We start from the raw sequence: 14953 nt of genomic DNA on the forward strand, positions 1-14953 counted from the left end.
GATTCATGCCTAAGTTTTTTATCGAACGGCCGATTTTTGCGTGGGTAATAGCAATTATCACCATGCTATCTGGCCTGCTGGCAATCATGAAATTACCCGTGGAGCAATACCCAGCCATTGCCCCACCCACCATTTCCATTTCAGCAAATTATCCAGGAGCTGACGCGGCAACAGTACAAAACACTGTAACACAGGTTATTGAACAGAACATGAACGGTGTCGATAATCTGGTGTATATGTCTTCCAGCAGTGACTCGGCAGGAAGCATGAATATCATGCTGACCTTTGAAGCGAACACTGATCCCGATACCGCACAGGTTCAGGTGCAAAATAAACTGCAATCGGCAATGCCACTATTGCCTCAGGAAGTTCAGCAACAAGGTGTGACTGTTGATAAAACCACCAGTTCGTTTTTGATGATGGTCGGTTTCATCTCTCAGGATGGTTCCATGACTCAAAATGACATCGCCGACTATGTCGGTGCCAATGTCAAAGATAGCTTGAGCCGTGTGGCTGGCGTGGGGGAAACAATGCTCTTCGGCACACAGTATGCCATGCGTATCTGGCTCAATCCTGACAAACTGCTCAACTATAAAATCACCACCCAAGATGTTATCAGTGCAATCCAGGCACAGAACAATCAGGTTGCCGCCGGGCAATTAGGCGGAACACCACCGGTTCCGGGTCAGCGTCTGACGGCTTCGATCATCGCCCAAACCCGGCTGAATTCAGCGGAAGAATTTGGCAACATTTTGCTGCGCATGAACCCCGATGGTTCACAAATTCGCTTGCATGATGTCGCGACCATTCAATTGGGGGCTGAAAATTACAGTATCATTGGGCGCTTCAATGGCAAGCCAGCGACAGGGATTGGTATCAAACTGGCAACCGGTGCCAACGCATTGAATACCTCCAAGGCTGTCCAAGAAGCCCTGGCTGAGATGCAGCCTTTCTTCCCGCATGGGCTGACTGTTGTCTATCCCTATGACACCACACCATTCGTTAAAATTTCTATTTTCGAAGTGGTGAAAACATTGACAGAAGCCATTCTGTTGGTATTTATCGTTATGTACCTGTTCCTGCAAAACTTCCGCGCCACACTTATCCCAACGATTGCGGTTCCAGTTGTTCTGCTTGGTACGTTTGCCATTCTTGCTGCGTTTGGCTACTCCATCAATACATTAACCATGTTTGCTATGGTCCTTGCCATCGGGCTGCTCGTGGATGATGCCATTGTTGTGGTGGAAAACGTCGAGCGCGTCATGCAGGAAGAGGGGCTTTCACCGAAAGAAGCCACCAAAAAATCGATGGGGCAGATCCAAGGCGCGTTGGTCGGTATCGCGCTGGTGCTTTCGGCTGTATTTGTCCCCATGGCCTTCTTTGGCGGTGCAACAGGTGCCATTTACCGCCAGTTCTCAGTCACGATCGTTTCAGCAATGATATTGTCTGTGCTGGTGGCCTTAATCCTGACCCCTGCACTGTGTGCCACGATGCTCAAGCCTGTAGCCAAAGGCAGCCACGGGACTCAAGCCGGATTCTTTGGTTGGTTTAACCAACTGTTTGAAAAATGCACACATCATTATACTGATAGTATCGGCCGGATGTTACGGGGCACAGGGCGTTATTTGGTGATCTATGTCATGTTGCTCTCTGGCATGGCCTGGATATTCAATAACCTGCCCTCCTCTTTCCTGCCAGAAGAAGATCAGGGAGTTTTAGTGGCAATGGTTCAATTGCCATCTGGCTCAACTCAGGAGCAGACACAAAAGGTATTGGATCACATCAATGACTACTTCTATACCAAAGAGAAAGATGTTGTTAAATCTGTGTTCACAGTAAATGGCTTTAGTTTTGGTGGTCAGGGGCAAAATACCGGTCTGGCATTTATCAGCTTAAAGGATTGGGATCAACGCAAAGATCCAAAAGACAAGGTTCCGGCCATTGTTAATCGAGCAAATGCGAGTTTTGCCCAAATCAAGGAAGGCCTTGTCTTTGCGTTTAATATTCCTCCCATTGTCGAGTTAGGTTCTGCCAGCGGTTTTGATTTCCAGTTGATTGATAAAGGAAACCTGGGACATGCAGCACTGACAGAAGCACGTAATCAATTGCTGGGTATGATGGCAAAACATCCAGATATGCTGACAAGTGTCCGCCCCAATGGGCAAAATGACACACAACAATATCGCGTGCATATCGATAAGGAAAAAGCAGAAGCACTGGCGGTATCCACGACGAATATTAACTCAACCCTGAGTACGATGTTTGGCGGTGCTTACGTCAATGACTTTATCGACCGCGGCCGGGTCAAAAAAGTCTATATTCAAGCTGATGCCCCTTACCGTATGTTGCCAAGCGATATCAGCAAGTTGTATGTTCGTAACTATCATGGGCAAATGGTTCCGTTTTCTGCGTTCATAGATGCCTCAAAAGAGCCGTGGGTTTATGGTTCACCACGTTTGGAACGCTATAACGGTCTTCCTTCCATGGAAATTGTGGGCGAAGCTGCTTCCGGGAAAAGTACGGGTGACTCCATGGCGCTTATCGAGCAACTGGCATCACAGTTACCTCCTGGGATTGGTTATGACTGGACCGGAATGTCTTATCAGGAACGTCTGTCTGGTAATCAGGCACCAGCGTTGTATGCGTTGTCACTGATTGTTGTGTTCCTTTGTCTGGCAGCCTTATATGAAAGTTGGTCTGTTCCGTTCTCGGTCATGCTGGTCGTTCCTCTGGGCGTTATTGGCGCATTGCTGGCAACATCAATACGCGGGCTGGATAACGACGTTTACTTTAAGGTTGGCTTATTGACGACCATCGGCCTGTCAGCGAAAAACGCTATCCTCATCGTAGAGTTTGCCAAGGATTTGATAGAAAAAGAAGGCAAGGGATTAATAGAAGCGACTCTTGAGGCAGCCAGGATGCGTTTACGCCCAATCCTAATGACTTCGTTAGCCTTTATGCTTGGGGTTATGCCTATGGTATTGAGCAACGGCGCAGGTTCAGGTGCACAAAATGCCGTAGGGACAGGCGTATTGGGTGGTATGATTGCCGCGACATCGTTGGCAATTTATTTCGTCCCTGTATTTTTCGTTGTCATTAAGCGGCGGTTTATGAAGAAAAATGAGGCAATTGAACACATCTCAACCCCTCATTAAATTCAACTATGCGAAAAAGGCCACTGATGTGGCCTTTTTAAAATGGATAAAAAAACACGTCAAACAACAAATTGCCAGTGACAATGACTGCGTTAAAGTTCATCCATGGCCTATTAAAATAAATAGTTATGAAACGCAGGTTAAGTTTAAAAGATAACATCTTTCTGTTTTTTATAATAAGCAGAAGATAACTTAGTAACTTGCCTTGTTTTTCTCTTGATTACACCTTTAATGGTAAAAAGTGTTCCATCTCGATGGTGACATATGTAATAATGACGCCATATTGATTTTGAAAATCGCAATACAATCGCCTATAATGACTTCTGCGCTATTGCTACAGCGTTTACTGTATTAGTATAATTCAATATATTTAACAGTATATGCAGAGATGGCTACCCTTCGCAGTAGAATGCTAGCACTTACCAGAAACAGGGCTTTGCCAGAACTAAGCGTTTTTGTCATAACCAAGCGTAAATTAGCCATGGTTAAACAATCTGGTTGGCAGGTACGTAAAATAGAGCTTTAACATTAATAAATAATAATCATGTTTTGATAAGCTCTATTCTAAAAGAATGACTATAATAATTAACATGTGTAAGCCTTAGTTCAAATAAACTGTGCGTCGTTTACGGAGGTGATTATGGATGAATATTCACCAAGAAGGCATGATATTGCTGAATTAAAGTACTTATGTGAAAATTTAATTCATGAGGCGTTATCAGTCCTGAATCGCACTGATAATCATTGGATTCACGACCTGACCTCCGAAAAAAGTTTAAAACTAAACGAATTGATTGAACACATTGCAGCTTTTGTCTGGAGCTTTAAAATTAAATACTCAGATAACCACACGCTGAGCACCTTAATTGATGAGTATCTAGATGAAACATATAATTTATTTGGAAGTGATAAGATAAGCTTTCTTGAACTTACAAAATGGCAAAAAACAAACGAATACTTAACTAACATTCTGTTACATGATTTGAACGCTTCACTAAGCAAAATCTGATAAATATATTTCTAACTATTTTTTATACCAAATAAGATAAGGCGACTATGACTAAAACTGACTATCTGATGCGTTTGAGAAAATGCACTTCTATTGAAACACTGGAACGTGTAATTGAAAAAAATAAATATGAGCTTTCGGATGATGAGCTTGAATTGTTCTACTCCGCAGCTGATCACCGTTTGGCTGAACTTACTATGAATAAACTCTATGATAAAATCCCATCATCTGTTTGGAAGTTTGTCCGCTAAGCTGTAGTGTTCAGATAGAAAGTGACTAAGCCGGTAACTATTATCGGCTGACAGTATAAGCTAATGATGAACTTGAAATTGGTGAGGGTTCTGCCAGCGACATCCCGGCACACACATCCCTTGCTATGGCTGCTTCTTTCCAGACCTGACCAAGTTAACAAGTTAGCGTTGCGGGAGAACCAACAGAACCCTCATTGACGTTAGCTTCAAATTTCGAAGCGGTGGTCATTATCTTTCAAACATAATGAAATAGCAAGGAAACTTGATTTGAATGCTGATTTATTATTCATAATGTTGTAAAAAACATCAAAGCCGGTGTCAAATTTAGTATTTTTCCAATCGCCGGATTACTTTCAATTTTTTCAGGCTATAGCTCATATCATGATAGATAAGCAGTAAACAGATGCAATAATAAATATATTTAATAATATTAATGAATCATTGCCATGTCATATAAAAACCACATAATTTCACAGATTCAACTTAAGTAACATACTAACTTCCCTACCTTTATTATCATTCGAAATAAAAAATAATCATATAAATCAATAAATAACCATAAAAACAATCCATTCGCATTATTTGATAAGCATTGTTAGAATTAACAGTGATAATTCACATTTAAAATAAAAACACAAGGATAATTTCATTTACAATTTAATCCATTTATTTTCAAATAAATAAAAACTTATTATTCATCATCTTTCGTTCATACTTTTTAAACAAGCTTAAAAGTAAAGGCATGTTATGAGCCAAGCATTACAAAACTTAATTAACTTGATACATTTAGAAAAAATAGAAGAAGGAATTTACCGAGGACAAAGTGAAGACTTAGGATTTCCTCAAGTTTTCGGTGGACAAGTCATAGGCCAAGCGCTATATGCAGCAAAACAAACCGTCGTGAATGACAGAATGATTCATTCCTTTCATAGCTATTTTCTACGTCCGGGTGATAGTCATAAATCCATTGTTTATGATGTTGAAATATTGCGTGATGGAAAAAGTTTCAGTGCCCGCCGCGTCAGCGCAATACAAAATGGTCATCCTATTTTCTACATGACAGCATCCTTTCAAGGACATGAAGAGAGTTTTGAACACCAAAATACCATGCCTCTGGTTCCACCGCCTGAAGGGTTAGTGTCCCAAGAAGAAATGGTAAAAAAAATGGCTAACTCACTTCCGACAAAACTAAAAAAAGCTTTTTCTATCCCGCCCTTGGAGATGAGACTTGTCCCCCTTCAAAGCCAACCCGATCATTCATCTCAGGTCCCCGTGCGTTATGTTTGGTTCCGTAGCAATGGAAAAATGCCGGAAGATCCATTCATTCATCACTGTTTGTTGGGCTATGCCTCAGATTTCAATTTTCTGCCCACGGCATTACAGCACCATGGCATAAAATTTATGGAAAAAAATATGCAAATAGCAACCATTGACCACTCAATGTGGTATCACCGCCCTTTCAATATGGAGGATTGGTTACTCTATTCAATCGAAAGTCCATCAGCATCAGGTGCCCGTGGTTTTGTTCGTGGACATATCTATAACCGCGCGGGGGTGCTTATCGCTTCTGCGGTTCAGGAGGGCGTCATCCGCAAGCTGTCATGAATTAAATCAGTACCGTATGCCGTAATAACAGAAAGTTACTACGGCATGGAATACCTATCTCCACGCGAATAAAAATGCTCAGTTATAAGCGCTTTCACCATGTGAAGTAATATCAAGTCCTTCCCTTTCTGATTCAAGGCTCATGCGTAGCCCAACCAACTTATCTGCGATCTTAAACGAGATATAAGCCGTTATTGATGACCAAACTATACAGACCAAGATACTAATAACCTGAATACCGAGCTGCCTTAACATTGTCATGCCTTCAGAAAACCCGGTTCCCCCCAAAGTGGATGCCGTAAAAACACTGGTCAATACACAACCGACGATGCCACATACGCCATGTACCCCAAAAACATCGCAAACATCATCAACACGTAACCATCTCTTCAGTATGACCACACCCCATAAGCCGGCAATACCTGCAATCAATCCCATCACCAATGCGCCACCAATCCCCACGGTTGCAGCAGCAGGCGTAATGACCACTAAACCCGAAATACACCCAGAACATGCCCCTAAAAGTGAAGGTTTCTGGCGAAATAACCACTCACAGAAAACCCATGACAACACCGCTCCCGCCGTTGCTACCATCGTATTTACCAGAGCTAGCGCTGCGATGGCATTCACTTCACCCGCAGAGCCTACATTAAAGCCAAACCATCCAATGTAGAGGATCGCTGTGCCAATAAAAGTCATGGGTAAGTTATGAGGTTTAAATGCTTCCCGTCCAAAACCTGAACGCTTGCCAAGCAAGTGAGCACCAACCAATCCTGCCGCCGCCGCATTAATATGGACAACCGTCCCACCTGCAAAATCCAAAGCGCCATCCTTAGCCAGCCAGCCACCTCCCCACACCATATGTGCCATAGGGATATAAGATGCTGTCAGCCATAGCGCACTAAAAATCAGCAGTGCAGAAAAACGCACTCTTTCACATAAGGCCCCGACAACTAAGGCAACAGTAATACACGCAAATGCGCCTTGGAAAACAACGTGAATTAACTGATAGAAGCTACCATTCAGATCGGTTATGGATATATTTTTTAACATCACCTGACCAAAGCCCCCCCAAAAAGAGTTGCCTGCCTCAAAGGTCATGCTGTACCCATACAGAATCCAAAGCACGCAAACCAATGAAAAACTGACAATCACCTGTGACATCAATGACAAAACATTTTTACTGCGTAGTAATCCCCCATAAAACAGGGCAATGCCGGGTATTGTCATAAAAAGGACAAGTATCGTATTAACCAGCATAAACACGGTGTCTGCTTTATTGAGATTATTTTCCACAGCAAAAGCAAATGAAGGAAAACAGGCCGCAATACACGCGATGGATAAAAGTTTCTTCTTCATTTTTCGCCTCCTTACAACGCTGCATCATTCGTTTCACCCGTCCTGATCCGAACGGCATGTTGTAATTCAAAGAGAAAGATCTTTCCATCCCCCATTTTCCCAGTGAAAGCAGTCTGTTGAACAATATGGATAATTTCTTCAACTTTTTCGTCATTGGTAGCAATATCAATTTTGACTTTGGGCAAAAAATTAACGTTGTATTCGGCACCGCGATACAGTTCAGAATGGCCTTTTTGACGTCCGAATCCCTTTACTTCGGTTATAGTCATACCTTGTATACCGATATCAGCAAGCGCCTCCCGCACTTCCTCCAGCTTAAATGGCTTTATGATGATGGTGATGAGTTTCATATTTCCCCCGTTTTTTGCTGCGTTTGCACAAGGGAATACTGCAAGGGATATGCCAAAAATTAAAAATAATGTGTAATCAATTTGTTATCGAAAAATATCGCTAAGGGAAAGAGTAAAAAAGGGAACAGAAAACACACCTGCTCCCTATACGCACGCCAAATATGCACACTAAGCGTGCACTGATTCATTCAAAGTCTCACCAACTTTCTGGAGTTGGTACATTTGATAATAGCGCCCGCGTTTTTCCAGTAACTGTTGATGCTGTCCTTGCTCAACAATTGCACCACGATGTAGCACTAATATGGAATCAGCTTCGGTAATGGTTGAAAGACGATGAGCGATCGCCACCAGTGTCGTCTGTTTGCGGATCATTCCCAACGCTTTCTGTACTAATCGCTCTGTTCCAGAATCAATATTCGCGGTTGCCTCATCCAAGATAAGGATCTGCGGCGTCTGCACTAAAACTCTGGCCATTGCCAAAAGCTGTTTTTGGCCCGCGGAAAGCGTATTGCCTTGTTCTCCCAAGGCAGAATTCAAGCCATCCGGCAAATAGCGAACAAATTCAGCTAACTGAACCAATTCTAGCACTTCCCATACTTTCTCTTCACTGATATCCCGCCCGAGCGCGATATTGTCGAGGAATGACGCTGCCAGAACGACGGGATCTTGCTGCACCATCGCCACTCCATTACGTAACACTGCATGAGAAAGTGAAGATATGGGGCGACCATCAAGATAAATCTCGCCGTTTTGCCACGGGTAGTAGCCCATAATCAAATTGGCCAGAGTGCTTTTTCCACTTCCGGTATGCCCAACCAAAGCCACAAATCCATGTGGAGGAACATACAGGTTAATATCACTCAGAACACGTTTGTCACTGCGATAAGCAAAATTTAAGTTTTCAATCTCAATACTGCCGCTCTCTAATGCCCGCAAATCATTGCCATATCGTTGCTGCGGGCTATCCATCAGTTCAAAAACCCGTTCTCCTGAAACCACGGCTTGCTGCAATACTGATTGCTGTGAGGTCAACTCAATCAATGGCTCATTCAGTCTCCCAAGATAATTAATAAAGGCATACAGAACCCCCACACCAATTACCCCTGTCCCTTTGAGGCCAAACAATAAGAGCAAACCACACAAAATTGCGGCAGAGAAAAAGCTCAATAATGGCCTCAACAAGATGCCATCTAGCCGTAAAGCCTGCATACGGGCCTGATAATGCGCTCGGTTGGTCGCCAACATTTTCTCACCAAAACGAGCTTGCTGACGAAACTGCTGAATTACCGTCATGCCATTAATGGCTTCGTTGAAACCATCATTAATATCAGCCAGATAACCGCGAACCCGCCTAACTATCGGGGTACTAAGACGCTGATAGATCACCATGACAAGCAAGACTGCGGGAAATATCACCATCGCAATACATGCCATACGCCAATTCAAAACAAACATGGCTATCAGCATGGCACCAATCAGTGCGATACAGCGAAACACAACCGGGATGACATTAACAAACAGATCCTTAATGACCTCGGTATCATTTGTTACGCGGGATATCAGTTGTCCAACGGGTTGATTGTCAAAAGCACTTAATGGCTGGCGTAATGCTGAGTTCATCACATCAGTACGAAGTTTCTGCACCACGGCCACAGATGCCTGATTAAAAAATAATATTTGATAATAGTGTAAGACAGCAGAAATAAGCTGCAAAACCAAGAATACGGCGGCGAGCCCACCGACAACATCAAGTGGCAAATTCCCCGTTGCAACCATATTGTCGATAAAATAACTCACAAGCAGAGGTCCGCTCACTTCTGCCAATGCAGCAATCCATGACATCAATACAGCAATTAGCATTGGTTTACGGTAATTTTTACTGTAAGCAAGCAGGCGCTTTAATGACGGCCATAGCTTACTGATAGGCGTTTTAGTCATCTTCCCCATCCAATGCAGCTTCTAGTTGTTGGTAATGGTACATATCTGAATACCACCCAGATTGAGCGATAAGCTGCTTATGCCGGCCCTGCTGTGCAATCGTGCCATGCTGCATAACCAAAACATTATCTGCTTCCGTTAATGCTGACAGCCGATGTGCACTGATAATCACAGTGCGCTGTTGCCGCCATTGGCTGAGGTTTTTCATGATCTGGTGTTCCGTGTGTCCATCAACGGCTGACAGGGCATCATCAAGGATTAAAATTTCCGTATCCAGCAGCAAGGCTCTGGCAATGGATATGCGCTGTTTTTGCCCGCCAGAAAGCATGACTCCGCGCTCGCCCACTTCCGTTTGATACCCCTGAGGCAGGCGCAAAATATCATCATGCACACTGGCTAAACGCGCGGCTTCTTCTATTTGCGCTTGGGTTGCATTCGGCCGACCTAAAGCAATATTACCTGCAACCGTATCTGAAAACAGAAAAGGTATCTGGTTAACAATCGCCAATCGCGAACGCCACTCTTCCATTCGGAGAGTAGCGATATTTTTTGACTGGAAAAGAATGTCTCCATCAGTGACATCAAATTGCCGTTGCAGCAAAGCTAATAACGTACTTTTCCCTGCCCCCGTCGGTCCGCAAAGCCCCAATAATTGCCCAGGTTCTAGCTGAAAATGGATACCTTGCAAAACAAGCCTATCAGTTTGGGGATAAGTAAACGTATTGATAGTTGTCTGTAAACGCCCTCGATTAGAAGACAGAGACAACATTCCATCTTCAGTAACCAGAGGTTCCTGCAATAAACTGCGGATACGAGTATAAGCGGCACTCCCTCTCTCAACGATGTTGAACATCCATGCCAGTGCCAACATCGGCCAGATCATCAATCCCAGATACATCACAAAACTGGTCAGCTCACCAAGGGTCATGGTGCCGTTCACCACCATCCAGCTCCCTCCGCCAACAGCCAAGAGGTTGGCAACCGCGATAGTGATAAAAATAGTGGGATCAAAACGTGCATCTACACGTGCAACATGCATATTTTTACGCCCGGCATCAATGGCGACTTCTTCAAACTGACTGGATTGCTGCTTCTCCAGTCCAAACGCTTTTATCATGCGGATACTCGCCAAACTTTCCTGTGCATGATTATTTAGGATGGAAAATGCGCCTTGCGCAGATTTGAAACGATGATGAAGCTGATTACCATAATGCTTAATTGCTAAGGCCATAATGGGCATGGGCAACAGTGATAACAGTGTTAACTGCCAACTGATCTCTACACTCATGACAATTAGGACAGCACAGCCCATGACTAAAGCATCGACCAGAGTCAGGACTCCCTCGCCTGCCGCAAAAACAACTCTGTCAACATCATTTGTTGCGTGAGCCATGAGATCACCGGTTCTATGGCGTAAATAAAATTCAGGATTCTGACTACTCAGACGCCAATAGAAGTCACCACGCAGCTTAACAGCCAGCCGATAAGAAGCACCGAACAGCCATACACGCCAAACATAGCGCAGGGCATAGATTGCCAACGCAATAAACAGCATCACCCCCAGCCACATGGCTAGCTGGCTGGACGTCATGGTTTTTGTACTAATGCCATCAACGATAACCCCGACCAAACGGGGAGGGATGAGTTGCAGCACCGCAATCAAAACGAGGAAAGTAACAGCGCCCAAATAACGCCGCCATTCACTAATAAAATACCAGCTTAATTGTGAAAATAATCTCACACACCTATTCCTGAGGTAAAAATGAAAGAGTTAGTACCCGCCAACCAAAAGGATCTTTATGTTACTGAATCTGGGATTGGCAGCGCCGTTGTATATTTTATCTTTTCCATGGCAAAGTTAGAGGTAACATCAATCAAACCAGAAATCCCATTTACCATGCGTTTGTAGAAACGATCATAACTTTTCATATCAACAACTTCTACATGCATGAGATAATCATATTCACCAGCCATGCGATAAAATGTTAAGACTTCAGGCATCCCTTTTATAAAGGAGACAAACTGTTCATACCATTCACTGTTATGTTGCTGAGTTTTAATCATCACTATCACTGTCAGGCTCAGGCCAAGTTTTACCCCACTTAACAAGGCAACTTTACCTACAATATAACCTTCATCTTCAAGTCGTTTGAGGCGCTTCCAGCAAGGTGTCGAAGTCAAATTCACGGCTTCAGCCAGTGCATTCAAGGATAGACTACAGTCCTGTTGGAGCAGTTCCAGTAGCTTACGGTCTATTTTGTCTAGCATATCTAAATCCTGTAGAAATATTTCCCAAATATAACGGATAAACCCAGAAAAATAATAATCTATTTCTCTGAATATAAGGGTAATCTATATACCACTACGGTATTATTATTCAGGGTCAATTTATGTCGTCTTTATGGGCTGAAAATGCCATAAAAGCTATCCAAGCGGATTATCAACGCAGCGCTGATACACATCTCATTCGTCTTAACCTCCCAATGTTTCCGGGTATTCATTTCTATCTAAAAGATGAGAGTACCCATCCCACTGGTAGCCTCAAACATCGGCTTGCTCGTTCCCTGTTCCTTTATGCACTCACTAATGGCTGGATTAAGGAAGGAACTCCGATTATTGAAGCCTCATCTGGAAGCACTGCTGTTTCGGAGGCTTATTTTGCCCGTTTACTTGGTTTACCTTTTATTGCGGTAATGCCCTCCTGCACCGCTAAACGCAAAATTCAAGAAATTGAGTTTTATGGTGGTCAATGCCATTTTGTAGAGCATTCTGCCTTGATTTATCAAGAATCAGAGCGTCTGGCAAAAGAGCTGAATGGCCATTATATGGATCAATTTACCTACGCCGAACGAGCGACTGACTGGCGAGGAAACAATAACATTGCAGAAAGTATTTTCCGCCAAATGCAATTAGAACCTTTTCCTGAACCCACTTACATCGTGATGAGTGCAGGAACCGGTGGTACCTCTGCGACACTCGGCCGTTATATCCGCTATAAGGGGCACAACACGAAACTTATTGTTGTCGATCCAGAAAATTCCGTCTTCTACGATTGCTACCATCAGAACCGGCGTGATATTTACGGAAGTATTGGCAGCAAAATAGAAGGCATTGGCCGCCCACGCGCAGAACCTTCTTTTATTCCTACGGTTATCAATGACATGATTCAGGTTCCCGATCCTGCCACTATTGCTACCATTTATTGGCTTGAAAAATTAATTGGTAGAAAAACGGGAGCATCTACAGGAACTAATGTCTGGGGAGCTTTACAACTCGCCAAGCAAATGCACGATAACAACCAACAAGGGGCAGTTGTGACATTACTCTGTGATAGTGGGGAGCGTTACCTTGATACTTATTACAACCCAGAGTGGGTAAGCAATAATATCGGTGATATCACTCAGTATCTAACACAACTACCCAAGTTAAACGGTTATGAGTAACATATCTCCTTCAATTTACAGAGGCAGGTATCATGAAACGAGCCGTTGTTGTATTCAGTGGTGGGCAGGATTCCACCACTTGTTTAATTCAGGCACTTCGCCAATATGACGAAGTACACTGTGTCACCTTTGATTATGGGCAGCGTCACCGTGCTGAAATTGATGTTGCTTGTCGCATAAGCAAAGAGTTGGGTGCCGCTGCCCACAAAGTACTTGATGTTACTTTATTAAATGAGCTAGCAATCAGTAGCCTGACAAGGGACAACATTCCCGTCCCCGATTTCAGTGACAGTGAAAAAAGTGGCCTCCCAAGTACTTTTGTGCCTGGCCGTAATATTTTATTTTTAACTCTGGCGGCAATTTATGCCTATCAGGTTGAGGCTGAAGCCGTTATTACCGGTGTTTGTGAAACTGATTTTTCGGGCTATCCGGATTGCCGTGATGAATTTGTCAAGGCTCTCAACAACGCCGTCCGTCTGGGTATTGCCCGCGATATTCGTTTTGAAACACCGTTAATGTGGTTAAACAAAGCGGAAACTTGGGCACTGGCAGATTATTATCAAAAATTGGATTTTATCCGCAATCAAACCCTGACTTGTTATAACGGTCTTCAGGGTGATGGATGCGGCGAATGCGCTGCCTGCCATCTCAGGGCTAAAGGATTACATCATTATTTAAGCAATACCCAATCCATTATGTTAGACATGAAATCCAAAACACATCTAAGTTAATCAGAACGTTTTATGCCCTATAAACTTCAAGTTGTGGCTTGCAAGATGAACACGGCTAATGATCTCCCCGCCTACGGGGGGATCATAAATATATCTTGAAGTATGACGAGTATCGTTATCCGGCATTGTTCTTATATAGCTCCATTTTTTCTCGTAACTCACCTTCTAAAGCCAATGCTTTTTGAGTTTTCAAATCAATACAGGCAAATGTCGTTAAAGCATCTGCAATAATCTGATTATCACGCCTGCGTATAATTTCCTGAAAAAATGTACCGCTTTTATTACGTAATGCCTGTACCGAAGATTTCACTTCCAGCTCATCGGCAATCACGGCTGGATGACGATAATTAATATTGATATTCACCACGACAAAACCGATATTTCTACGATTTAACCATTCCAACATGTCATTTTCAGTCAGTAAATCCCAACGGGCTGCTTCCATAAATTCCAAATAACGGGCATTGTTCACATGCTGGAAAATATCAACATGATAGCCCCTGACTTTGATAATTGTGCTCATTGTTATTCTTTCCTTATACTCATCAGACCAGATAAGATGTAACAATAGCAAAACAATTTAATTACAATAGGGTTTGATGAATTATTCTTGATCGATATCACAGCCCTCTTGATAAAATTGCTGAGCATTCACAAGAGGGCCTAACATTTAGTAAGTTAATTTATCCCGATTTTTTTCTATAAACATAGGCCCAATGCCTTGTACTTCCTGTAATTGTTCTATTGCGGTAAAAGGGCCATATTTATCACGATACTCAATAATCGCCTGTGCTTTTTTAGCCCCCACGCCATTAAGTTCTTTCGCTAACTCTTCAGCATTTGCCGTATTAATATTAACAAGCCCCTTTCCCTGTATCTGCTGTTCCCCTTCCTCTTTCACCTTACCGTTTTCAATCGTGGTTTTGTCTTTATATTGACCAACAGGTTGTTTCACTATTTTATCAGTAGGTTCATTAGCTGTAGCTGCATGAGATAGTGGCATGCTAATACACAATGCCATAATGAGTGAATTGAATAATATCCTTAAATATTTCATGTAAATCTCTCCATATTTTGTTGGTGAAGGAAAGATTGCCACAACAATATTTCTG

13 protein-coding genes and 1 other RNA gene are annotated in these 14953 nt (G+C 43.0%); 6 read left to right on the top strand and 8 right to left on the bottom strand.

Annotated elements, in window-relative coordinates; genetic code table 11:
- Window positions 1-5: 5 nt before the first annotated feature.
- The 3 genes from PSI17_RS01485 (at window position 6) to PSI17_RS01495 (ending at window position 4415) form a co-directional block, all read left to right on the top strand.
- Window positions 6-3155 carry an efflux RND transporter permease subunit gene (locus PSI17_RS01485; RefSeq protein WP_273550249.1) on the top strand — a complete coding sequence of 1050 codons (3150 nt, stop codon included), beginning with the start codon at window positions 6-8 and terminating at the stop codon, window positions 3153-3155.
- 640 nt (window positions 3156-3795) lie between these two features.
- On the top strand, window positions 3796-4164 hold the full coding sequence (gene tomB / locus PSI17_RS01490) for an Hha toxicity modulator TomB (RefSeq protein WP_273550250.1): 369 nt from the start codon (window positions 3796-3798) through the stop codon (window positions 4162-4164).
- 47 nt (window positions 4165-4211) lie between these two features.
- Window positions 4212-4415 (top strand): HHA domain-containing protein, encoded by a 204-nt coding sequence (locus PSI17_RS01495; protein WP_010845060.1) that lies wholly within the window; start codon window positions 4212-4214, stop codon window positions 4413-4415.
- An 88-nt stretch (window positions 4416-4503) separates the two neighbouring features.
- Here PSI17_RS01495 and ffs read toward each other — a convergent pair.
- Window positions 4504-4600, bottom strand: an RNA gene (ffs, locus tag PSI17_RS01500) — signal recognition particle sRNA small type.
- A 562-nt stretch (window positions 4601-5162) separates the two neighbouring features.
- On the opposite strand from ffs, the gene tesB reads away from it, so the two are divergent.
- Window positions 5163-6020 (top strand): acyl-CoA thioesterase II, encoded by an 858-nt coding sequence (gene tesB / locus PSI17_RS01505; RefSeq protein WP_273550251.1) that lies wholly within the window; start codon window positions 5163-5165, stop codon window positions 6018-6020.
- Window positions 6021-6098: 78 nt separating this feature from the next.
- On the opposite strand, the gene amtB is transcribed toward tesB, so the two are convergent.
- From amtB to PSI17_RS01530, 5 genes are all read right to left on the bottom strand, one after another.
- Window positions 6099-7379 (bottom strand): ammonium transporter AmtB, encoded by a 1281-nt coding sequence (gene amtB, locus PSI17_RS01510; RefSeq protein WP_273550252.1) that lies wholly within the window; start codon window positions 7377-7379, stop codon window positions 6099-6101.
- An 11-nt stretch (window positions 7380-7390) separates the two neighbouring features.
- Window positions 7391-7729 carry a P-II family nitrogen regulator gene (gene glnK / locus PSI17_RS01515; RefSeq protein ID WP_273550253.1) on the bottom strand — a complete coding sequence of 113 codons (339 nt, stop codon included), beginning with the start codon at window positions 7727-7729 and terminating at the stop codon, window positions 7391-7393.
- Window positions 7730-7897: 168 nt separating this feature from the next.
- Window positions 7898-9676 (bottom strand): SmdB family multidrug efflux ABC transporter permease/ATP-binding protein, encoded by a 1779-nt coding sequence (locus PSI17_RS01520; protein WP_273550254.1) that lies wholly within the window; start codon window positions 9674-9676, stop codon window positions 7898-7900.
- Window positions 9660-11408 carry a SmdA family multidrug ABC transporter permease/ATP-binding protein gene (locus PSI17_RS01525; protein WP_273550255.1) on the bottom strand — a complete coding sequence of 583 codons (1749 nt, stop codon included), beginning with the start codon at window positions 11406-11408 and terminating at the stop codon, window positions 9660-9662. The genes PSI17_RS01520 and PSI17_RS01525 overlap by 17 nt, the downstream gene beginning before the upstream one ends.
- 56 nt (window positions 11409-11464) lie before the next feature.
- The gene (locus PSI17_RS01530; RefSeq protein ID WP_273550256.1) at window positions 11465-11935 is read right to left on the bottom strand and encodes an Lrp/AsnC family transcriptional regulator; all 471 of its coding nucleotides are present in this window, start codon (window positions 11933-11935) and stop codon (window positions 11465-11467) included.
- 122 nt (window positions 11936-12057) lie between these two features.
- Between PSI17_RS01530 and PSI17_RS01535 the strand changes: the two genes are divergently transcribed.
- A complete protein-coding gene (locus PSI17_RS01535) occupies window positions 12058-13110 on the top strand; it encodes a PLP-dependent cysteine synthase family protein (RefSeq protein ID WP_273550257.1) in 1053 nt (350 codons plus the stop codon).
- Between the two features lie 32 nt (window positions 13111-13142).
- Window positions 13143-13841, top strand: a complete 699-nt coding sequence (gene queC / locus PSI17_RS01540; RefSeq protein WP_273550258.1) for a 7-cyano-7-deazaguanine synthase QueC — start codon at window positions 13143-13145, stop codon at window positions 13839-13841.
- A gap of 115 nt (window positions 13842-13956) precedes the next feature.
- Here the strand turns inward: queC and PSI17_RS01545 are convergent, their stop codons facing one another.
- On the bottom strand, window positions 13957-14364 hold the full coding sequence (locus PSI17_RS01545; protein ID WP_273550259.1) for an acyl-CoA thioesterase: 408 nt from the start codon (window positions 14362-14364) through the stop codon (window positions 13957-13959).
- Window positions 14365-14511: 147 nt separating this feature from the next.
- A complete protein-coding gene (locus tag PSI17_RS01550) occupies window positions 14512-14898 on the bottom strand; it encodes a ComEA family DNA-binding protein (RefSeq protein ID WP_273550260.1) in 387 nt (128 codons plus the stop codon).
- Between the last annotated feature and the right edge of the window lie 55 nt (window positions 14899-14953).

The sequence above is a fragment of the Xenorhabdus sp. IM139775 genome, from assembly GCF_028598745.1.
Classification (GTDB): domain Bacteria; phylum Pseudomonadota; class Gammaproteobacteria; order Enterobacterales; family Enterobacteriaceae; genus Xenorhabdus.